General features: G+C 40.6%; 24 protein-coding genes. 15 read left to right on the top strand and 9 right to left on the bottom strand.

Annotated features, from left to right (window positions below):
* Window positions 1–61: 61 nt before the first annotated feature.
* Complete coding sequence (locus tag RMZ43_RS03220; protein ID WP_322646827.1) at window positions 62–487, bottom strand: type II toxin-antitoxin system VapC family toxin; 426 nt, start codon at window positions 485–487, stop codon at window positions 62–64.
* A gap of 7 nt (window positions 488–494) precedes the next feature.
* Window positions 495–710: a hypothetical protein gene (locus RMZ43_RS03215; protein ID WP_322646828.1), complete on the bottom strand. Its 216-nt coding sequence runs from the start codon at window positions 708–710 to the stop codon at window positions 495–497.
* Window positions 711–1,253: 543 nt separating this feature from the next.
* On the opposite strand from RMZ43_RS03215, the gene RMZ43_RS03210 reads away from it, so the two are divergent.
* The 8 genes from RMZ43_RS03210 (at window position 1,254) to RMZ43_RS03175 (ending at window position 9,631) form a co-directional block, all read left to right on the top strand.
* A complete protein-coding gene (locus tag RMZ43_RS03210; protein WP_322654665.1) occupies window positions 1,254–2,408 on the top strand; it encodes a sulfate ABC transporter substrate-binding protein in 1,155 nt (384 codons plus the stop codon).
* An 85-nt stretch (window positions 2,409–2,493) separates the two neighbouring features.
* Complete coding sequence (locus tag RMZ43_RS03205) at window positions 2,494–3,495, top strand: PstS family phosphate ABC transporter substrate-binding protein (RefSeq protein WP_322646830.1); 1,002 nt, start codon at window positions 2,494–2,496, stop codon at window positions 3,493–3,495.
* Between the two features lie 46 nt (window positions 3,496–3,541).
* Window positions 3,542–4,483 carry a phosphate ABC transporter permease subunit PstC gene (pstC, locus tag RMZ43_RS03200; protein ID WP_322646831.1) on the top strand — a complete coding sequence of 314 codons (942 nt, stop codon included), beginning with the start codon at window positions 3,542–3,544 and terminating at the stop codon, window positions 4,481–4,483.
* Between the two features lie 6 nt (window positions 4,484–4,489).
* Window positions 4,490–5,389 carry a phosphate ABC transporter permease PstA gene (pstA, locus tag RMZ43_RS03195; protein WP_322646832.1) on the top strand — a complete coding sequence of 300 codons (900 nt, stop codon included), beginning with the start codon at window positions 4,490–4,492 and terminating at the stop codon, window positions 5,387–5,389.
* A gap of 51 nt (window positions 5,390–5,440) precedes the next feature.
* Entirely contained in the window at window positions 5,441–6,268 is an 828-nt protein-coding gene (gene pstB / locus RMZ43_RS03190; protein WP_322654666.1) for a phosphate ABC transporter ATP-binding protein PstB, read from the top strand.
* A gap of 142 nt (window positions 6,269–6,410) precedes the next feature.
* Window positions 6,411–6,635 carry a hypothetical protein gene (locus tag RMZ43_RS03185; protein WP_322646834.1) on the top strand — a complete coding sequence of 75 codons (225 nt, stop codon included), beginning with the start codon at window positions 6,411–6,413 and terminating at the stop codon, window positions 6,633–6,635.
* 364 nt (window positions 6,636–6,999) lie between these two features.
* Entirely contained in the window at window positions 7,000–7,425 is a 426-nt protein-coding gene (locus RMZ43_RS03180) for a hypothetical protein (RefSeq protein ID WP_322654667.1), read from the top strand.
* A 91-nt stretch (window positions 7,426–7,516) separates the two neighbouring features.
* Window positions 7,517–9,631, top strand: coding sequence for a single-stranded-DNA-specific exonuclease RecJ (locus RMZ43_RS03175; protein WP_322654668.1), 2,115 nt, complete (start codon window positions 7,517–7,519; stop codon window positions 9,629–9,631).
* A gap of 461 nt (window positions 9,632–10,092) precedes the next feature.
* Here the strand turns inward: RMZ43_RS03175 and psb30 are convergent, their stop codons facing one another.
* The gene (gene psb30, locus RMZ43_RS03170; protein ID WP_114086065.1) at window positions 10,093–10,236 is read right to left on the bottom strand and encodes a photosystem II reaction center protein Ycf12/Psb30; all 144 of its coding nucleotides are present in this window, start codon (window positions 10,234–10,236) and stop codon (window positions 10,093–10,095) included.
* Between the two features lie 260 nt (window positions 10,237–10,496).
* Between psb30 and RMZ43_RS03165 the strand changes: the two genes are divergently transcribed.
* The 3 genes from RMZ43_RS03165 (at window position 10,497) to RMZ43_RS03155 (ending at window position 11,788) form a co-directional block, all read left to right on the top strand.
* Window positions 10,497–10,847 carry a YkgJ family cysteine cluster protein gene (locus tag RMZ43_RS03165; protein ID WP_322646837.1) on the top strand — a complete coding sequence of 117 codons (351 nt, stop codon included), beginning with the start codon at window positions 10,497–10,499 and terminating at the stop codon, window positions 10,845–10,847.
* A 101-nt stretch (window positions 10,848–10,948) separates the two neighbouring features.
* Window positions 10,949–11,377 carry a TMEM165/GDT1 family protein gene (locus tag RMZ43_RS03160; RefSeq protein WP_322654669.1) on the top strand — a complete coding sequence of 143 codons (429 nt, stop codon included), beginning with the start codon at window positions 10,949–10,951 and terminating at the stop codon, window positions 11,375–11,377.
* A gap of 108 nt (window positions 11,378–11,485) precedes the next feature.
* On the top strand, window positions 11,486–11,788 hold the full coding sequence (locus RMZ43_RS03155) for a TMEM165/GDT1 family protein (RefSeq protein WP_322646839.1): 303 nt from the start codon (window positions 11,486–11,488) through the stop codon (window positions 11,786–11,788).
* A gap of 273 nt (window positions 11,789–12,061) precedes the next feature.
* On the opposite strand, the gene RMZ43_RS03150 is transcribed toward RMZ43_RS03155, so the two are convergent.
* Window positions 12,062–12,988, bottom strand: coding sequence for a cobalamin-binding protein (locus tag RMZ43_RS03150; protein WP_322654743.1), 927 nt, complete (start codon window positions 12,986–12,988; stop codon window positions 12,062–12,064).
* Window positions 12,989–13,657: 669 nt separating this feature from the next.
* Here RMZ43_RS03150 and RMZ43_RS03145 point away from each other — a divergent pair.
* Window positions 13,658–15,439 (top strand): ATP-binding protein, encoded by a 1,782-nt coding sequence (locus RMZ43_RS03145; RefSeq protein ID WP_322654670.1) that lies wholly within the window; start codon window positions 13,658–13,660, stop codon window positions 15,437–15,439.
* Between the two features lie 410 nt (window positions 15,440–15,849).
* Here the strand turns inward: RMZ43_RS03145 and cysK are convergent, their stop codons facing one another.
* Together cysK and RMZ43_RS03135 are read right to left on the bottom strand one after the other, a co-directional pair.
* A complete protein-coding gene (gene cysK, locus RMZ43_RS03140; RefSeq protein WP_322654671.1) occupies window positions 15,850–16,812 on the bottom strand; it encodes a cysteine synthase A in 963 nt (320 codons plus the stop codon).
* 18 nt (window positions 16,813–16,830) lie between these two features.
* Window positions 16,831–17,301, bottom strand: coding sequence for an RrF2 family transcriptional regulator (locus RMZ43_RS03135; RefSeq protein WP_322654672.1), 471 nt, complete (start codon window positions 17,299–17,301; stop codon window positions 16,831–16,833).
* Between the two features lie 227 nt (window positions 17,302–17,528).
* Between RMZ43_RS03135 and cysE the strand changes: the two genes are divergently transcribed.
* Together cysE and RMZ43_RS03125 are read left to right on the top strand one after the other, a co-directional pair.
* On the top strand, window positions 17,529–18,254 hold the full coding sequence (gene cysE / locus RMZ43_RS03130) for a serine O-acetyltransferase (protein WP_322646842.1): 726 nt from the start codon (window positions 17,529–17,531) through the stop codon (window positions 18,252–18,254).
* A gap of 209 nt (window positions 18,255–18,463) precedes the next feature.
* Window positions 18,464–19,051 (top strand): Crp/Fnr family transcriptional regulator, encoded by a 588-nt coding sequence (locus RMZ43_RS03125; protein WP_322654673.1) that lies wholly within the window; start codon window positions 18,464–18,466, stop codon window positions 19,049–19,051.
* 6 nt (window positions 19,052–19,057) lie between these two features.
* Here RMZ43_RS03125 and RMZ43_RS03120 read toward each other — a convergent pair whose 3' ends face one another.
* Window positions 19,058–19,444 carry an NIL domain-containing protein gene (locus RMZ43_RS03120; RefSeq protein WP_322654674.1) on the bottom strand — a complete coding sequence of 129 codons (387 nt, stop codon included), beginning with the start codon at window positions 19,442–19,444 and terminating at the stop codon, window positions 19,058–19,060.
* Complete coding sequence (locus RMZ43_RS03115; protein WP_322654675.1) at window positions 19,416–20,078, bottom strand: NIL domain-containing protein; 663 nt, start codon at window positions 20,076–20,078, stop codon at window positions 19,416–19,418. Before RMZ43_RS03115 ends, RMZ43_RS03120 begins: the two co-directional genes overlap by 29 nt.
* 591 nt (window positions 20,079–20,669) lie before the next feature.
* Between RMZ43_RS03115 and RMZ43_RS03110 the strand changes: the two genes are divergently transcribed.
* The gene (locus tag RMZ43_RS03110) at window positions 20,670–20,894 is read left to right on the top strand and encodes a hypothetical protein (RefSeq protein ID WP_322646846.1); all 225 of its coding nucleotides are present in this window, start codon (window positions 20,670–20,672) and stop codon (window positions 20,892–20,894) included.
* Between the two features lie 181 nt (window positions 20,895–21,075).
* Here the strand turns inward: RMZ43_RS03110 and RMZ43_RS03105 are convergent, their stop codons facing one another.
* Window positions 21,076–21,342: an NIL domain-containing protein gene (locus tag RMZ43_RS03105; RefSeq protein WP_229461634.1), complete on the bottom strand. Its 267-nt coding sequence runs from the start codon at window positions 21,340–21,342 to the stop codon at window positions 21,076–21,078.
* Window positions 21,343–21,391: the final 49 nt, after the last annotated feature.

The raw sequence follows: 21,391 nt of genomic DNA, 5'->3' as shown, positions 1-21,391 counted from the left end.
AAAGAGAATAACTAATGATTTAATGCTCAGTCCCCAGTCTCCAGTACCCAATCCCTAGTCTTTAAGGCAAATTTTCTCGCAGTAATGCTCGAAAGCCTGCTTGTTGAAAATGCTCATCAGCAGTTAGGGCTTCAGTGATTCCACTATATTGCATGACAATAAAAGATATGCAATCCCCAAATCCCCATTCTTTCTCTGTTTGTTCTCGATATAGCTCGAAAGCACGTTCGTAGAGTTCTTGAGAAAGAGGGACAATTTCTACTTTTGAGTCTGCTACTAGAGAATTTAATAATATGATTGCCGCTTGACGATAAGGTTGTTGGGATAAGGCATTGCCAATTTCCAACATTACCGCCTGTGTTGTCACCAGACGAGTTTCTGCCGCTTGTAACATTCTAGCTAGATGTAAGGCTCGGTCGTGCAAGCGATCGCTCGGTGCAGATAAGGCAATGGCAAAGGATGTATCAAGAAAGACTTCAGAATGCATGGAAAGTTTACTTACCGTATAAATATTTATCTATATTGGTACACCAGTCAGGTGGCCCATCTAAGTTAAGCGATCGCGCCGTTTGCAGAAATGATACTGTTTCATGCTCGCTTGGCGGTAAAATTTCAATACTGATTCGCACGCGGGTATTGATTGGCAGTGCGATCGATTCAGCCGGATAGAACACTTTGCCATTAAAGACAGCTGTAATTTTTTCTACCATTGTTTGCAAAAAATGATTTTAGTCTATCCTAAGCTGGTTGTAGCAATACGGGTAGAGTAAACGATGCAATAACTAGTGAAGATACTTATATCTGTCTTACGAATTATATCGATTTTTCAGAATTGTCTAAACCACTAACTGAACTAATGTTAAGTGAGTTTGATGAACCTCTCCCTGTGTTGAAATAAACGTCAAACTTATCAACAACAGGCGAGAGGGACAGATTTTGCATAGCAAAATTTCCCAGAGGCATCTCACGGACAAAAAAGGAAAGTTTTGGGTTTTTTCCAAATTCTTAACAATAAATTATTATGATAATTTTATACATAAATATGTATGTATGCTGTAAATAAATCAGCCTTTTGGAAGTGAGAAAGCGCAGAGATGAAACACTCTTTTTGCTACTTTGCTCGCTAACTCCTCACTCAGTGAAAACGTACTAAAAATAATTACAGCCAGATGATAACTATTGTTTTATATGCCCTATAATTTTCTTAATTACGGTATCTGCCTATAAATACCGTATATTTAGGGGTGATTCTGATGAGTAAGTCGCAACAACTGACACAATTAAGTAAATTACTAAGTGAGGTAATGGCTTATGTTATGAAAGCTTTGCAGGCTATACAACTCTCGTATAAACACACAATTAAGAGTTGGTTCAATAGACACACTGTTCAAAGCTTTGTGAGTCTGTTTCTCATAGGTGCTTTTTTGAGTATAGCAGTTGCCTCTTGCTCTGGAAGCAGTTCAGCTAGCAAAAATGATGTTAAGCTAAAACTTATTTCTTTTTCTGTCACCAAAGCAGCTCATGACCAGATAATCCCCAAATTTGTCGAAAAGTGGAAGCAAGAACATAACCAGAACGTTACCTTTGAGCAAAGTTATGGGGGTTCTGGCGCTCAAGCGGCTGCTGTCATTAACGGTTCGCAAGAAGCAGATATAGTACATTTGGCACTTCCCCTGGATGTCAGCAAAATTCAACAAGCGGGTTTGATTAAATCAGGTTGGGAAACCGAAGCTCCGAGAAATGGTATTGTTAGTAAATCGGTTGCTGCGATCGTCACCCGTGAAGGCAACCCCAAAGGTATTAATACTTGGGCAGACTTGGCAAAAGATGGCGTGAAAGTGATTGCGGCTAACCCAAGAACTTCTGGTATTGCTATTTGGGAATTCTTAGCTTTTTGGGGTTCGGTGAGTCTAACGGGAGGCGACGAAGCCACAGCATTAAATTATGTAACTAAAGTTTATAAAAACACCCCTGTTCTGACAAAAGATGCCCGTGAAGCAAGCGATTTATTTTTCCAAAAAGGTCAGGGAGATGTTTTAATTAACTACGAAAATGAGGTAATTTTGGCGGGTAAAAATGGGGCTAAGTTGCCTTATGTTGTACCCCAAGTGAATATCTCCATTGATAATCCTGTAGCAATAGTAGATAAAAACGTTGATAAGCACGGTACAAGAGAAGTTGCACAAGCCTTTGTTGATTTTCTTTACTCAACAGAAGCTCAACGGGAATTTGCAAAATTACAATATCGTCCTGTTAACCCCACTGTTACCCAAGAAGTAGCATCAAAATATCCACTAATTAAAACTTTATTCACATCTCAAGATTTAGGTGGCTGGGATATTATCCAGAAAAAGTTTTTTGGAGATGGAGCAATTTTTGACAAAGTGCAAGCTTCAAGCAAAGCATGATATATATTTTTTTCATGCAGCATTCTCTACTTTTAGATAGGCAAGCATAAGCAATTCCCAGTCATTTTAGTTAAATTGATAATTTATGAGCTTTCGTAGCAGATTTAAGGATAGCTTTTTATTGACATCTTTAATGCTTATTGCCAGCAGTATCAGTGGTTGTAACGGCGGGCAAGAATTGAAAAGTCAAGTGAGTATTGATGGTGCAGCTGTAGGCTTTCCGATTTCTTTAGCAGTTGCAGAAGAATACGGTAAGGTTAAGCCTGAGGCTCAAGTTAGCGTTGCCTCAAGTGGTACTGGCGGTGGTTTCAGTAAATTTTGTAATGGCGATATTGATATAGCTGGTGCTTCTCGAACCATTAGAGATGAAGAAATCAAAAAATGTAAAAGTAAGAATATTGAATTTATCGAGTTGCCTGTAGCTTTAGATGGCATCGCCGTAATTGCCAACCGTAAAAATAACTTTGCCAAATGTCTAACTATTAAGGAACTGGGTAAGATTTGGGGCGGAAAATCAGACGGCAAAATATTGGCATGGAATCAAGTTAATCCCAAGTTTCCTAACGAAAAGCTGAAGCTGTATGCTCCATCTTCTGATACTGGAACATTCGATTATATGACTCAAGCGGTGACTGGCAAAGCCAAGAATGGTCGTACAGACTACACGGCGACTCAGAATCAAAACCTTCTCGTACAAGGAGTGTCAGGTGATGCAACAGCTTTGGGTTATGTAGGGATATCTTATTATATTCAAAATCAAGAAAAACTGAATCTAGTTGCTGTAGAAAGCCCTACAGGAAAGTGTGAAAAACCAGTGCCAGTGGATAATGTGATCAAAAACATCTATACACCTTTGTCTCGTCCTCTGTTCATCTATGTCAGTAAAAAGTCTTTAGATACCAAGCCAGCAGTCAAAGAATTTGTAGATTTTTATCTAGAAAATTCTTGGAAGTGGGTCGATAGTGTAGGTTATGTAGCATTACCTGATGAAGCTTACCTCAAAGTCAAACAAAAATTTGCTACTGGTGAAACTGGGACAAAGTTTAAAAAAGCAAAACCAGGTGAACCGATCACAAACTTTATTTAAATAAAGTCTCAGGCATAGTAGTTTAATTTTAGTGAGTTAATTGTTTATGCAAAATACTAATTCTCAAGACGATCATTATCTACAATTTAGAGAATCACTGGAGAAAAATGCATCTGAAGATATTTCCGAAAAAATTATTGCGGTAATTTTATTTGCTTGTGCTTTAGTCTCGGTTTTGACTACCTTTGGTATTGTCGTAATTATTTTTCAGGAGACATTCAGTTTTTTCCAAGAAGTCTCCTTTGCCCAATTCTTTCTTGATACTAAATGGACACCTCTATTTGCCGAAAAACATTTTGGCGTTTGGCCATTGATTAATGGCACTTTCTTAACTACAGCTATTGCTATGGCAGTTGCTATCCCTTTGGGTTTATCTTCTGCTATTTATTTGAGTGAATATGCTCAACCCAAAGTAGCAGCTATTTTACGTCCAGCAGTGGAACTTTTGGCGGGAGTACCTACAGTAGTATATGGTTACTTTGCCTTGTTGTTCCTAACACCATTGCTGCGAAATATTATCCCTTTGGAAATATTTAATGCTTTGAGTGCGGGGTTAATGATGGGGGTGATGATTACTCCCACTGTTGGTTCTATCAGCTTAGATGCCATTCGAGCAGTTCCACGTTCTTTGCGAGAAGGATCTTATGCTTTAGGTATCACTAAACTAGAAACCATTTTTAAAGTAGTTTTACCAGCCGCGCTTTCTGGAATCATAGCCTCGATTATTTTGGGTATTTCTCGAGCTGTGGGTGAAACTATGACTGTACTTATCGCCGCCGGACAGCAACCAAGACTAACTGTCAACTTTGCGGAATCAGTAGAAACAATGACAGCCTACATGGCACAAATTTCTGGTGGAGATAGTCCGCGCGGTAGCCTCAATTTCAAAACATTATATGCTGTAGGTGCTGTTTTATTTCTACTTACCCTTGCTTTGAATATTGTTAGTTTCTGGATTGCTAATCGTTATAAAGAAAAATACGACTAAATAGATATGCCTACAAGTTATCAACAAGATGATTCTCTAAATTCTGCGGCAGAATTTACCGATAATGTTGAAAGGAGAGACACATTAGGGAAAGTATTTGAAGTACTTTTTTTGTTAGGATTGCTGATTGGTTTATTTGTTCTAGCGTTGCTACTTTTTGATATTTTGAAAGACGGATTAGGCAGATTTCTGTCACCCGGCTTTCTCACCGAAACTCCTTCTCGTTTTCCTGACCAAGGTGGTATCCGCCCTGCAATTATCAGCAGTATTCTTTTAGGGTTGATTGTGATTTTAGTTACTGTCCCCGTTGGTGTTGGAGCAGCTTTATATCTAGAAGAGTATGCACCTAAAGCTTGGTGGACAGCGATTATTGAGATTAATATCAGTAATTTGGCGGGTGTACCTTCTATCGTTTATGGATTGCTCGGTTTAGGGGTTTTTAATTATCTGCTTGGGTTTGGCCCTGCTTTAATTTCCGGTGCATTGACTTTATCTTTGTTGTCTTTACCAGTAATTATTGTGACAGCTAGAGAAGCAATTCGTGCTGTTCCAGATTCTCTGAGAAATGCTTCTTACGGATTAGGTGTCACAAAATGGCGAACTATCAGCAATCATGTCATACCTTATGCTGTTCCCGGTATTCTGACGGGGGTGATTATCTCTGTATCCCGTGCTATAGGTGATGCAGCTTCTCTAATTGTTGTAGGTGCTGTGGGTTTTCTCACCTTTAACCCTGGTTTGTTTCAGAGATTCATGGCATTACCCATTCAAATTTACAGTTATATAACTCGTCCCGAACCGGGTTTTGCTAGTGCAGCAGCAGCCACAATTATTGCGTTGTTAATTTTGATTTTAGCTTTAAATGGTGTTGCAATTTATATTCGACAACGCTTCTCAATAAATTAGGTAATTAAATATCTAATTTGGATAGATTCACAGATATTGGAGTTCAACCAAATGACTTATAGCAATAGTAAAAGTAAATCAGATAGTGCCACAATTGACCAAGATAAGAGCGTCTTTAATGTTGAAGGTGTAAAGGTTTTGTATGGAGGATTTCTGGCACTTTTAGATGTATATCTAAAGATTCCTGAAAAGCAAATTATTGCTTTTATTGGGCCTTCAGGATGTGGTAAAAGTACCTTACTGCGTTGCTTCAACCGGATGAATGATTTAATCCCTGGAGCTAAAGTTGAGGGTAGACTGAATTACCGCGATCGCAATATTTACGATCCTAAGATAAACTCTGTAAAATTACGCCGCCAAGTCGGAATGGTTTTTCAAAGACCGAATCCCTTCCCCAAGTCAATATATGAAAATATTTCCTTTGGGCCGCGGGCTAACGGTTATAAAGGTAACATCGATGAATTGGTGGAAGATTCTCTTAGACGCGCTGCTATCTGGGATGAAGTTAAAGACAAACTCAAAGAGAAGGGTACTGCATTATCTGGTGGACAACAGCAACGACTTTGCATAGCAAGAGCGATCGCCATGAAGCCAGATGTATTATTAATGGATGAACCATGTTCTGCTCTCGACCCAATTTCTAGCCGTCAAGTAGAAGAACTCTGCTTAGAACTCAAAGAGCAATATACCATCATCATGGTGACTCACAATATGCAACAAGCTTCTAGAGTGGCAGATTTCACGGCTTTCTTCAATACAGAAATTGACGAGCATGGTAAGCGTCGCGGAAAATTAGTTGAGTTTAATCCTACAGCCCAAATGTTCAGTTCTCCTCAAACTAAAGAAGCTGAGGATTATATTAGTGGACGCTTCGGTTAAAGAGGCATCACAGTAGAAGGGGAAAGATAAAAGTCAAGTTCAGTTGTGAACTACTATTATTCTTTTGCCCTTTAACCTTTCCCCCCGTACAAGCTGAGACTAGGTAATATATATACATCTAACTACAAATTAAAGGCATACAGTGGAAATTCAAGAATTAAAAGCATTGATTAAAGAAACTATGCGTGAAGTTCTGCAAGAAGAAAGACTTCGCCTTTGCCAAATTCTTATTCCTTATATAAATGATGATGAGCAACGCGAACTTGAAGCTGAGTTTGGTGTACCTTCAGATGATGCTGAGGATGAAGTAATTGATATGAGCGATTGGGTAAGATATGGCAATAAAATTTCGCAAAAAAGCGATTAAATTTTTATAAAAAGCAAATCCCGAAGATGTCGAAAATATTCGTGAGCAAATAAAGCGAATTGTTATTGCTGTCGAAGACCAAGGTATTATCCCTTTTACAGAACTATATATCAAAAAGATGAAAGGTGATTGGGAAGGATTTTACAGACTACGTATAGGTAAAAACAGAATTATTTTTATAGTCGATATTGATTCCAAAGACATTGAAATTTACGCTATTGGTGCGAGAGGAGATGTTTATAAAAGTAATTCGTAATTAGTAATTTAAGAACTGGGAATTACCAAAGTAATTCTGGAAAATATACTGAGGCTTGAAAGTAATAATTTGAAGTAATATTTCAGTTTAGTACTTATACTGCGTATTATGCTTAAGCTTTTGTCCTTGGCTTTAGTTACAGCTACCGTTATAGTTGCATCAATCAATAATCCCAGTGCTACTTTAGCTCGAACTTGTGCCTCTAAGTGTGGGTCACACCCAATTCAGTTTACACCTGGGCAACACATCCGGGTTGAAGTGGTAAATAGCACACCTAACCTGATAAAAATCCAAAAACCTTCTGGGACTGATGCAATATCCTTGAGTCCAGGGCAAAAATTAAATTTTGAAGAAATAGAGGGTACAGAGCCAAATACATCTTTGATATTTTGGAGCGAAAAGGGTTTATCACTACAAGCAATTATCTCGAAACCCAACTTTGGCACATTGCGGCTTGAACTGCGTCCGACTTTGCGCTCTCCAGGCGATCGCTCGTTATATATTATGGATGATGGTAGGATAAACGTATTTTAGATAGCAAATAATGTTATTAGTTATGAGTTAAGAAACAACTTTGAATTAAAAACAGACGCGATTAATCGCGTCTCTACTCCTAACTTATATTGTGCTAGAACGACCTGTATCTGAACTCTCAAAACCTCGCAGACGCTTACCCAACCAGCGCTGGCAAATTTATCCGCAAAAACCAGAATTTGCCAAAAATCTGGCGGTTTTGACAAATATTTCACCCATTATCAGCCAATTGTTGATTAATCGGGGTATGGAAACACCAGAACAGGTACAAGCATTTTTAAATCCAGAGTCTTTAGTCTTACCTTCGCCGTTAGAAGATTTCCCAGATTTGGCGATTAGTTTGGAGTTGTTGCAAAATGCGATCGCTTCTCAAACAAAAATTGCTATTTGTGGTGATTATGATGCTGATGGGATGACTAGCACTGCTCTACTTTTACGTAGTCTCCGCACTTTGGGCGCACAAGTAGATTATGCTATTCCCAGTCGGATGCACGAAGGTTACGGTATCAATAAACGCATAGTTGAAGAATTTCACAGCGAAGGTGTGGGATTAATTCTCACTGTAGATAATGGCATCTCTGCGTTTGAACCAGTTGCTAGAGCTAGAGAACTTGGTCTTGCAGTGATTATCACCGATCACCACGACATTCCCCAAAAATTACCACCAGCTAACGCTATCCTCAACCCCAAACTAATAGCTGAATCCTCACCTTATCGGGGTGTTGCTGGTGTTGGTGTTGCCTACATTTTGGCAGTGTCTCTAGCACAACAGCTAGGGGAAACTAAGGGCTTGATCCAACCGATGCTAGCATTGTTTACGCTGGGAACGATCGCAGATTTAGCCCCCTTAACTGGTGTAAATCGCCGTTGGGTGAAACGCGGTTTACAACATTTACCCAAATCCAACTTAGCTGGTATACAGGCGTTAATTCAGGTAGGTGGTGTGCAAGCGAGGGGAGATGAGGGAGCAGGGGAGCAGGGGAGCAGGGGAGCAGAGGAGAAAATCCCCAATCCAAAATCCAAAATCCAAAATCCAAAATCGCTAAAGCCTGAAGATATCGGTTTTCGCTTGGGGCCACGAATTAATGCTATTGGCCGGATTGGTAATCCCCAAACTGTGATTGAATTGCTGACTACAGATGATATGGGGCTGGCGCTGGAAAGAGCAATGCAGTGCGAACAAGTCAACGCCTCTCGCCAGGAGATGTGTCAGCAAATTGAACAAGAAGCGATCGCTTATGTGGAGACGCGATATATCGCGTCTTTACAAGATGACCGTATATTAATTGTTGTTCAACCCAATTGGCATCATGGCGTTATTGGGATTGTCGCCTCCCGTTTAGTAGAACGCTACGGTGTTCCCGTGTTCATCGGTACTTATGAGGATGAGGGACATATACGCGGTTCTGCACGCTCAATTCCAGAGTTTCATGTGTTTGAAGCTTTGGAATATTGTCACGATTTACTAGGGAAATTTGGCGGACACAAAGCGGCCGGGGGATTCTCTTTACCAGCAGAAAATTTAGAGGAGTTGCGATCGTGTTTGATTGAGTTTGCTAACCAGTGTCTTGAATCCCAGCATCTCAAGCCTCTGCTCAAAATTGATGCTGAAGTCAACCTCAATCACATCAATCAGCAGCTTTATCAACAGCTTAATGCTCTGCACCCCTGCGGTATGGACAACCCCGATCCAATTTTTTGGACACCTAATGTTCAAGTGGTTGAGCAAAAAATCGTCGGTAAGGGTCACATTAAGCTGACAATTGCCCAAACTATTGATAATCAGGAGTATAAAATTAAAGCGATCGCTTGGCGTTGGGGCGACTATTTCCGCTTACCACCGCGAGTGGATGTAGCTTACAAATTACGAGAAAATTACTTTAACGGTAACACTACTATCGAGTTAGAGTTAATAGGAGTCAGACTGCCAATTCAGCTTCAACAATTTTTTACTGCGCCACCTACCCCCTCAAGCACTACTTTTGAATATAACCAACGACAGTATACTTGTGGTTTCTATAAAAACGGTATTGAAGCAGAATTAAGAATTAAAAACTCTGAAGGCAAAGTCTTAGCAATGCAGCCAGGACATATAATCGGTTTACTAGGCACTAATCGTCAGAATGCTAAAGAAGTTGATATCTCTCAGCCACAGTATGACTGTATTATCCAAGCTGCCCTTCAGGCGTTATCAGTTAGGAGTTAGGAGTTCTTAATTAACTTATTGTAAATTAAAGGATTTAAGACCCCTATATTTACATCTATAGGACTCATATTTGATTTTTGAACAAAACTCAGTACACCCTTATTCCATCTTTCCAGTCCCCAGTCCCCAGTCCCCAATCCTTTACCTCTAGAAGTGATTCAAAAATTAAATCGGATTCCCATAGCATCAGTTTCAGTCTTTAAAAAGCAGTACGCTATGTGTAACTTGCCTCCCTATAGAGGTAAGACATATCTTACACTGAGCTTACCGAACTGCTCAGGAACCATCGGAGTTTAAATCCACGTCTGAAATGTCTCTGATTTTTAATTTTAAATTATTAACACTTGTGACTGTGACACTGTGAGTGCTGATTTATGAGTTATGAGTTATGAGTTGAGAATAAAATTTAATTCCTCACTCCTAACTCCTCACTCCTAACTCTGAATCAGCACTCAGAACTCTTATAGATTGCCGTTGCGAAATGCCAGCAAAAAGATTACCACTGGCCCAGCAATCACAATTAGCGCCACGGAAAGCAATTGGAAAATAACTTCCCAATTGATACTGGTAAAAGCGTTAAACAAATCAGATACAGCGTCAAACATTTTTCCTTTTCTCCTCCCAATTGCCTTAAAAAATTCAATAACTTAATTACAAAACCCGCAATCGATCATATCTGGCCATGGCCTGTTAGATTTAATTTACTTAACAAAATTATAAGAAAAGACATAAAAACGTAAAATAGAGGAATTGGGAATGGGGCATGGGGCATTGGGCATGGAAAAGAGGCAGAGGGAAAAACTCTTCTCCCTTGCTCCCTGCCCCCTGCTTCCTCATCTCCCTACTCCCTACTCCCCAATCTAAAATGTCAACTTGGCAATGTGTAAAACAATGTGGAGCCTGCTGTAATCTTGATCCAGCAGATCGTCCAGATTTGGATGAGTATCTCTCTCCACCAGAACTAGAACTTTACCTCAGCATGGTAGGCGAAGGCGGATGGTGCGTTAATTTCGACCATACCACGCGAGAATGCCGCATCTACTCAGATCGTCCTCGTTTCTGTCGTGTGGAATCAGAAGTATTTCAAGATATGTATGGGGTTGAGCCAGAAGAAGTTAACGATTTTGCTATTGACTGCTGTCGCCAGCAAATAGAAGGAGTATACGGCGATCGCAGTTTGGAAATACTACGCTTCAATCAAGCTGTTGGGCTGTGAACTCCCTACTGCTCGTTTTAATATCTGGAGTTGCAATTTATTACAACAATCTGAGAATATGATAGAAATATGAAAACAACCTCGCAACCAAACTATTGCCTGTGAAACTTGATTCTGCTCCTTTGGAAATTTCTGGCATATCTCAGACTGAGATCGAGCTAAAACTGAAAGACAGCAATGATTTCAACTTAATTCCTGCGATCGCCAAACCAGTTCAGCCTGTAGTTGCCGATAGTCCTCAGAAGCAGCAATCAGCACTAGTAGTTTTTGGTACAACTTTTATAACCATTTTTCTAGCAGAAATTGGAGATAAGACTCAGCTATCAACCCTGTTAATGAGTGCAGAATCTCATTCCCCGTGGGTAGTATTTATCGGATCTGCGGCTGCGCTAATAACCACCAGCTTATTAGGTGTGCTTTTAGGTAGTTGGATAGCCACCCGACTCAGCCCAAAAACTGTAGAAAAATCAGCAGGCGTGATGTTGTTGGTGATTTCCCTAATGCTCTTTTGGGATGTATTCAAAGGTTAGTTACAAGTTAGGAGTTAGCAGTTAGTAGTTATTCTCCCTCATCCCCCCCTGCTCCCCCTGCCTCCCCTGCTCCCTCATCTCCCCACTCCCCACTCCCCCTTAAATAATATGGATTGGCATCTTTTAGGACTGAGCTTTATTACAGTTTTTTTATCAGAATTGGGTGACAAAAGTCAGCTAGCAGCGATCGCACTTTCAGGGCGTTGTAATTCTCCGCGTGCAGTATTTTTTGGTGCAGCAGGCGCATTGCTGTTAACAAGTCTATTGGGAGCATTAGCAGGAGGTGCAGTAGCGGAATTATTACCTACGCGCTTGTTAAAAGCGATCGCTGCTGTGGGATTTGCCATCCTTGCTGCACGCCTACTGTTATTTAACCATGAACCATCGACAGATTCTGATCAAACACCTTAAAGAAGAATTCAGAATTATTCTTCGTGGGGGATTGGAAACCGCCAAGGTTTTAAACTAATAAGAAACTACGCAAAATTAACCGTAATAAAAGAACCCCACCCCCAACCCCTCCCCGCATGCGGGGAGGGGAGACAAAGCATAGCTTTGCCGGGGTGGGGTTCTCCGAGTTTAATAAGCTATCAAACAGACATAATATCACCCACTCAAACTCGAATTCATACTGAGTTATGACCGGAGCTTTCGGAGTCTCCGGCCCCGCTCCTGAATTCTTCTTTACAAAAGTTCCCAACCTGTTCCTTTGTAGCCGTATTGAAAAATTTCTGGATGCAAAATTTCTGCCAAAATTTCTAGAGAATCTACCAGTCGTGGCCCTGGACGATTAAAGTAAGAATTGCCATCAGTGATATATACCCTACCAGCTTTCGTAGCGTGCAGTTTTTCCCAGTCTGAATGTTGAGTTAATGAATTGGCTTCTTGGCGAGTGCGGTTTAAATCAAAGCCACAAGGCATAAAAACAATTACATCAGGATCGGTTGTTAATAGTGTTTCCCACGGCAATATAGGAGAAGGCTGACCTGTAGTGCAAAATAAGGACTGTCCTCCTGCTAAGTTAACTAATTCAGGAATCCAATTAGCGGCAACCATCAAAGGATCAGTCCACTCAATACAGGCGACGGTAGGCTGTTCATTTAACGAAAGTCCCTGGATTTTTTGCTGACAAATTTTGACGCGAGCTTCTAAGTTTTCTATGACTTTCACAGAGTCTACGCTAAAAGTGTTACCGACTCGCTCAATGTCAGCCCAAATATCCTGGAGAAGATTGGGTTGTAAAGAAATAATCTGCGGTTTACTGTCAATGAGTGTAGCAACTGCCTTTTCAACATCGTGTAAGCTGACAGCACAAACATCACACTGGTCTTGAGTGAGAATGTGGGTAGGCTGCAATTTCTCTAAAACATCTGTTTTGATTTGGTAAATACTAAGAGCAGATTGCAATAAATTGCTCACTTGATCGTGAATTTGGCTGCTAGAGGCATTGGAGTTTAAGCGTGCTTCAGTACAAATAGGACGATTGAGGATTTCTGGAGGGTAATCGCATTCGTGCGATCGCCCCACAATAGCATCAACTAAGCCTAGTGCCGCTAAAATCTCTGTTCCACCGGGAATCAGGGAAACAATTCTCACATTAGTATCCGTCATTCGCTCCACCTCCACAAAACCTGCCATTACTTAAATTTTCTCAAAATTTGAGCCATTAGACATCTTTCTCTAGGAGAATTAAGCTTGTTTTGGTAGTCAACACTCAGCAATAAATTAAACTCAGTATTCGGTATTCGGAAGAGTCTTTTTTAGCCCTCAGTCCCTAGACGCAAATTTAAAATACTATAAGTAATCGTACAGAATTATTTACACATGAGTTTCTAGTCTATATAAGGGTTTCATGTGTTATTTTTGTATAATTAATTTTATTTAACTACTTACAACTGATACTACTTGATATAAAACTAATATTTAATTTATGAAAAAGCTCGGTAAAGATTGAAAAGCTTGATTCCCTACTATCTACTCCCCACTCCTTACCCACGTAGATAATTTCAAAAATAAAATCTGACTCATATAGTAAAAGTACTTGATAGTGAAATTCTTGTAAATGCTAATTATTCCCTAGCAAAAATCACTGCCATGAAGTAATAAAAGCAATGAGAAAAATTTAGTTTAAAACTTGTTATCCAAAATCATAAATTTTAATTAGAAAAAATATATATTCCGGTTATGAAAAACAAGATCAAGTAGTTGTAGTTATACAAAGACAGTTTTACTTTTTCCATAAGGCTGCAAGATAAAATTGTTTCTTCTTGAGGTCAACAAATGCAGGTGGTGTCAGCTAGAGATATTACAGAGCGCAATCAGCCTCAAAAGGCTTTGCAAATTAAAGAAAACTATCGGCGAAAACAAAGCCAGACGCTCGTGCAGCTGGCAAGAAGCAAGACATTTCAGCAAGGTGATCTCAATGCAACCTTAAAGGAAATCACAGAGGCTGCTGCTCGGACGCTTTCAGTAAAACGGGTTGGTGTATGGTTATATAATCAAGAACGTTCAAAAATTGAATGCATCGATTTATATGATGTAAGCACCAAGGAGCATAGCTTTGGTAACTCGCTCTCAGAAAAAAATTATCCAGCTTATTTCCAAGCTTTAGAAAAAGAACGTACCATTGCCGCAGATGATGCCAGAAATGATAAAAGAACCCAAGAATTATCCGAGTCTTATCTTTCAGTTTCGGGCATTACATCCTTGCTGGATGCACCAATTTGGTTAGAGGGTCGTTTGATAGGTGTAGTCTGTCATGAGCACATAGGCGAACAACGCCAATGGACTTTAGAGGAAGAGACTTTTGCTGGCTCTATTGCAGATTTCGTGACGCTGGCTATAGAAGCGAAAGAGCGAAACTTCGCACAAGAAGCATTGAGACAGAGTGAGGCGCAATTTCGGGCAATTTTTGAGTGTTCTTCTATCGGCATTGGACTTATAAATATGAAAGCGCAGATAGTCGATACTAATCTGGCACTGTGCAAAATTTTAGGATATAGCCGAGAAGAGTTATACGGCAAGCACTTTACAGATTACATTTGCACACAAAGAGGGGATTTAAAACTTTACAAACAACTGATGTCAGAAATTCACACAGACTTAAAGAGAACTTCGAGAGTAGACTTCCAACCCTCTAAACATCAGGAACAGTTTGTCGAAAAACATCGGATTGAGATGGAGAGACGCTGCCTGCATCAAAATAGTAGCTTAGTTTGGACTCATATCTCTGTTTCTGTTATACCAGCCAGCAATGGTGAACCTGAGTTTTTTCTAGCGATGATTGAGGACATTACTGAACGTAAGGAAACAGAATTGAAACTTCGTGTTTCTCAAGAGGCAGCAGAAGCTGCTAGTCGGGCAAAAAGTGAATTTTTAGCAACCATGAGCCATGAGTTGCGGACACCTCTTAATGCAATTATGGGTTTGTCGCAGTTGTTGCAACAAGAAATAGTTGGCTCTCTCAATGAAAAGCAGAACGAATATGTAAGTTGTATATATAGTAGTGGTGAACATCTGCTAGCACTGATTAACGGTATCCTTGATTTATCTAAAGTAGAAGCAAACAAAGAGGAACTGTTACTCTCACCTTTGCCAGTGTCAGATTTATGTAATTATGCTATGTGGACAGTGCGCGATCGCGCCTCAGAAAAGGGATTACAACTCACCTGTAAAATTGAGGTAGAAGAGGATATTTGTGTTGGTGATGAGCGGCGCATTAAGCAAATGCTACTCAACCTGCTTACCAATGCAATTAAATTCACTCCAGCCGGTCAGGTATCGCTGGTAGTGAAAAAAGTACCCCAAGGGATAACTTTTACAGTTTCAGATACTGGAATTGGTATAGACTCAAATCAGTTTCAATTTCTATTTGAACCATTTAAACAACTTGATAGTCGGTTAAATCGACAGTATGAAGGTACTGGTTTAGGTTTAGCCTTAACACGCAAATTAGCACGTTTGCATGGTGGAGATGTAAGTGTTAAATCGATTTTGGGAGAAGGTAGTCAGTTCACTCTATTTCTACCAAATCCAGTGGAGATGCAAAAAGAACAAGATTAGGATTTACGCACACTCTACGAATTCTTCTCTACGAGACGCTGCGCGATGGCGTCTTCTCTGCAAGACGCTACGCGTTGGCGGAAGCCTCTTGTAGAGAAGGCGGTTCGATAAATTAAGCTTTTCGGCAATTTTTACGTAAGTCCTGAAGATAAAGGAGAACAGTAAGATTACCAACGACTATCTTCTCAAACCAATTCGAGTAGTTTAATTAGAGTCAATATTGACACAATATTTGAATTCTAGCGATTTTTAGATTAAAAAAACACCAATTTAGACCGGAGCGATCGCATATAACAGTCCGATTTGTTTCGTAAAAAATCATTGCCTAATAGAGAATAGGTGCGTTACGCTGTCGCCTTAACACACCCTACTAAATAATTTATTTTTTTAGAAGTCCCTAAAATCTAAAATTAAACTTTGCTCAACCACTCATTCTCCTCTGGATCTTTAAACAGTGAAGTACTGAGGTAGCGTTCACCGAAGCTGGGCTGTATCATCACGATTAGGCGACCTGCATTTTCTGGCCGTTGTGCTACTTGAATGGCAGCATACAACGCAGCACCAGCAGAAATTCCCGATAGCAATCCTTCTTCTTTTGCGAGACGACGGCTGTAAGCGATCGCTTGCTCATCCGCTACCTGAATCACTTCATCCACCAGTTCTGAACGGTAAATTGCTGGGACAAATCCCGCGCCGATACCCTGAATTTTGTGAGGCCCTGATTTACCACCGGCTAATACTGGACTGTTGCTTGGTTCAACTGCGATCGCTTGAAAACTCGGCTTCCGTTTTTTAATAACTTCTGCAACTCCGGTAATCGTCCCACCAGTACCCACTCCCGCCACGAGAATATCTACCTCTCCATCGGTATCATCCCAGATTTCTTCTGCCGTGGTTAGGGCGTGAACTTTCGGGTTGGCGGGGTTGCGGAACTGCTGCAACATATAAGCATTGGGCGTTTTAGCTACAATCTCTTCTGCATGAGCGATCGCTCCTCGCATCCCTTCTACCCCTGGCGTTAACTCTAGTTGAGCGCCATAAGCTTTGAGCATGGATCGTCTTTCGTGGCTCATTGTGTCAGGCATCGTTAGAATAAGATGGTAACCCTTGGCGGCTGCTACCATCGCCAGCGCAATTCCTGTATTTCCAGAAGTCGGCTCTACTAAAACGGTTTTTCCAGGGTGAATTAAGCCTGCTTCCTCCGCCGCTTCCACCATACTCGCACCAATCCTGTCTTTGACAGAAGATGCTGGATTCATGCTTTCTAGCTTCACCACAATCTGAGCAACCGCTCCTGAAGCTTGGGGAATCTTATTTAATTGAACTAGAGGAGTTCGGCCGATTAACTCTGTGATATCTTTCGCTATCCGCATGTGGGTACTCCGTCGTGTCTAAATATAATACATTGGACTATGCTGTGCGCGAGTTTCTCTTTCCTGGCACAAGTCTTGGAGTGTATAACGACCCAAAACTTCAATTGAGGCAGCGTTAGCTTGCTCCCAAACTTCATAAACCAGAGTCTTTTCCAAAGTCGGAAATTCAGAGGTATCTTTCTCTTTCCGCTCGCCTTCTACCAAAGTGACAATTTCAAGTATTGTAATCTGCCAAGGTTCACGAGCTAAAAGGAAACCTCCTTTAGAGCCGCGTTGACTCTGCACCACACCAGCGCGCCGGAGGTTGGTCAAAATTTGTTCCAAATAGCGCTCAGGTATGGGTTGCTTGGCAGTGATCTCGCTCATGGTTAGAGGAAGCTTTTTCCCGTGGTGGCTTGCCAGTTCTAATAGTGCTAGCAGCGCGTATTCCACTTTGGAAGACAGATCCAAGAGAGCGTAGTTTTGGCTATTCAAGGCTGTACTCAACATACTACGGTGAATTGGGGGACTTATCGCAGTTAATGCGAAAATAATTTTTCTCAAACTGTGGAATGTGATAGCATCCCATTTAACTACCCACAAAAACACTCTATCCTATCGACTTACCGTAGATTATTATCCTACACAATTCCTATAAATGACCTGATCTTTTAGTGGGAATTATCCTGAGTTTCTGTTTTCAGAACCTCACTTACCAACGAAAACCTTAACAGAGTATGCTACTAACTGATTTGCAAACCATTTTTGAGCGTGATCCAGCAGCCCGTAACTGGCTAGAAGTATTGTTCTGTTACCCTGGACTCCAAGCTTTAGTGTTTCATCGATTAGCACACTGGCTGTATAAAATTGGAATTCCCTTTATACCAAGACTCATCTCTCATATTAGTAGGTTTTTAACCGGAATTGAAATTCATCCTGGGGCATTAATTGGCCAGGGAGTGTTTATAGACCACGGGATGGGAGTAGTGATTGGCGAAACTGCGATCGTGGGCGATCATGCCTTGATTTATCAAGGTGTCACCCTTGGCGGTACTGGGAAAGAAAGCGGCAAACGCCATCCAACTTTAGGCTCTCATGTAGTTGTGGGAGCGGGTGCAAAAGTATTGGGAAATATTCAAATTGGCGATCGCGTCCGTATCGGAGCAGGTTCTGTGGTACTACGAGATGTCCCCAGTAACACTACTGTAGTGGGGATTCCAGGGCGCGTGACTCGTCAGAACAACTCATCTACCAATGTTCTGGATCATGATAAAGTACGCGACGTAGAAGCTGAAGTCATCCGCGCTTTATTTGAACGCGTCAAGGCTCTAGAGAAACAGTTCGAGGAATTGCAACAATCAAGTTTGTCCCCAACTGAACTTAACGACGAACCAACCGACAACCCGAAAAGCAATAATTCTGATGGGATAATTGAAGATTTTCTTGATGGTGCAGGAATTTAATTTTGAGGCGTTGGGAATTGGGCATTGATAAGAGGCAGGGGAGCAGGAGGCAGAGGAGAAAGAGGTAATATTTTTATTCTCCCCCTTGCTCCCTGCTCCCTGCCCCTCTGCTTCTTCCTCACTCCCCTCTTCAAAATATTCATAGCCTCCTAGAACCTGATATAAATATAATACTACGGTTAATTTATCGGAGAATAGTCTTATATATTATGGTGGCTTTATACACAAGTTTATCTAGCTCAAGTAATAATACTAAAGAAGTTTTTGCCCGTAGGTCATTTCTACCAGAGCATGAAAATGGACTTTGGAAGATTGAAACGGGTTTTATCAGGACTTTTACCTATCTGGAAGATGGTACAACCGTTGCTCTGGGATTATGGGGCCCTGGAGATATTGTTGGTAAGGCTTTGTCAAAATTAGAACCTTACCAAATGGAATGCCTAACTAAAGTAGAGGCGACGATCTTACCTCTAGAGGAATGGAGTCAACTAACAGAAACTTTACTTACCCATATCCAACAGGCTCAAGAATTGATGGTTATTCGTAGCCATAGAAAAGTTGAAACTATGCTGCTCAAGCTATTGGCATGGTTATCTAAAAAATTTGGTTCGGAAGTTGAAAAAGGACGTTTAATAGATATGCGTCTGACTCACGAAGACCTGGCGGAAATGCTCGGTTCAACTCGTGTGACTATCACTCGTATTCTTGGACAGTTTGAGCAAGAGGGACTGATTGCTCGTCTTTCCTTGCATCGAATTGTGCTGCGAGAAGAAGAAATTTGGTACTACGAAATTTAGATTATTTCAGCAAAACCAGCCATCGCCGTCAGCATTCGGCTTGCCTACAATTCTCAAATTCAGGGATTCCAGGTAAGCCAGACCCCGAGAGATTTGTGCCTCTGTTCCCCGCAGTTCAATGTCAAAGTATCCTTCTTCATCTGTATTTGGTTGTAACATAGCTTTAGTAATATTAACTACCAAGCCGTAAGCAGAAATTAACTGCGAAATCACAGGCATTTGCAGATAGCATTTAGGAATATATATCCGCAGCCGAATCTGGGTGATTTGGCTTTTTGTATAAACTGAAGAAACCAGCGATAATCTGGTTTGGGAATTGTGACGGTTATTTAATGCTGCCATTAGGTAGTAACTATTTTGTGAATTAGTGTAGGCGTAGCCCGTCGTAGACATCGCTATAAACGCTAGACAAATCTAGCCAAATTGGTAGCCCCAGTTTTTCTAGATAACTCAGGCTAGAGTAGAGTTGCTTTGTTCTCCCCCACAAATCCAAATCAAACCAGCCATCATCTTCGGTATCGGGTTGGAGTTTAGCACTGGTGATATTGACTGTTAGTCCATAACGAGAAACTAACTCAGAAATCACTGGTTCTTCGTAATAAGATTTTAAGACGCACACTTGCAAGCGCAATCGACTGGTTTGACCAAGAGAAATCCATTGCTGGAATTGTTCTTGCCATTGATTTGTCAGCCATGCAGAGTCTTTGGAACTCATGTTAGCTGGATTTGGGAAAGTTAAAGGATGTTGGTTGGGTTGAATTTGAGTAGCGATCGCTAATTCCAGCAAATTCACTCCCAATCCTTGCAAGTAAGATAAGCTATCTGTCAGTTTTTGGGGATTTCCCGAAAGTTCCAAGTCAAACCAGCCATCGCTGTCATTGTCGGATGTCAGAGATGCAGCTTTAATATTGACAGTTAAATCATAACGAGACACCAGCCGGGAAATTACAGGTTGCCTATGATACCTCTGAGGCACGAGAATTCGGCTGTGGACTGAAGCGGGTTCTATAGATTTACTCTGAGACATCAGATTAATTCCCAATAGCAATGCCTACGGTAGTCACTGAGCGCAAGCGCAGCCCACACCTCAGCTGCGCCTAAGCAATCTTTGGGTTCGACAGAGAATCTTGCTGATGCCCTGCCTGGTTGGATGTCAGCCTTATAGAGATTTTCATCTTTTTGGCTTTGATTTAAATACGATAACTCTATCGATTTAATGTATTTAATTGTTATGTAAAGGATATTCTCACAAATAATGCAAAAAAACAATAAGTATATTCACGTAAATTATCCTGATTTTATGTAGAGCAACTTGAGGTTAAAGTGGTAGTACATAAATTTGACATATCAATTACAATACGGTTCAGTTAAGGCTAAAACTCTTTGTCAAACTCAATTTTTTTAACGAACCGCCAAGGACGCCAAGGACGCAGAGAGAAGAAAGAAATGCTTAACTGAACTGTATTGATATCAATTACACAAAATTGATATCAACTAAATTAAACCTTTTAGAAAAAGCAGCAGTCTAAATTTATAAATCAGTTAAATTACTGAATTATGAACTCACAAAGAATTTAACTGAATTAATCCCAGATAGTTGAACAAAGGAAAACTCGTTATGAAACGGATGCTTGCAGGCAGGTATATTAGTTGCTTTACCACTGTTCATTACTGCTATGTCAAAACAGGCGTCAGCATTAGTAATCAATCTTGGTGGGCATCATCATCAAAGATGGATTCCTGGGCATTGGGAGAGGATACATCACCGCAGAGTATGGATTCGCGGTCATTATCAACGTTAGTAATGAATTTAGCTAAATTCACAATCACCTCTATCCAATAATTCTTTTATTTAGATAGAGGTAGTGAATTAGCATAGTTTAAATTAAGGTAATTTTGCTAGATAAATAAGTTGCTAGTAAGAACTTTAGTCCTGATCTTAACTACTGAAGCGACTCAAAGCACCTGGCGTGCGATTTCCAATCGCCGAGGCAAGTAAGAAATTAGATTTTTAAAACAACTTCTTACCAATCAGTTGCTTTAGTGTCATCCCAGACTTCCAATTCCAAGTCGTGGAGATAAGTTAACCCACTCTGAATTTGTGCATCTGTTCCTTGTAATTCAAGGTCAAACCAACCATCACCGACAGCATTCGCTCCTAAAATCGCTGCGGTGATATTCACAGTCAGTCCACAATCAGATACCAAGCGAGAAATTACAGGTTCCTGGTGATAGTCTTTAGGAATTCTTAGTCGAATCCGTTTATTGGTAAGTGTATTGTCAGTAGCCATATCTGAATTATTTCAATTCCTGATAGAGATTGGTACAGAACTACTCTTA

This window comes from Nostoc sp. CmiVER01 (genome assembly GCF_034531135.2).
Classification (GTDB): Bacteria; Cyanobacteriota; Cyanobacteriia; order Cyanobacteriales; family Nostocaceae; genus Nostoc.
Note: the sequence above shows the minus strand (reverse complement) of the source record. Positions and strands in the feature narration are given on the sequence as shown.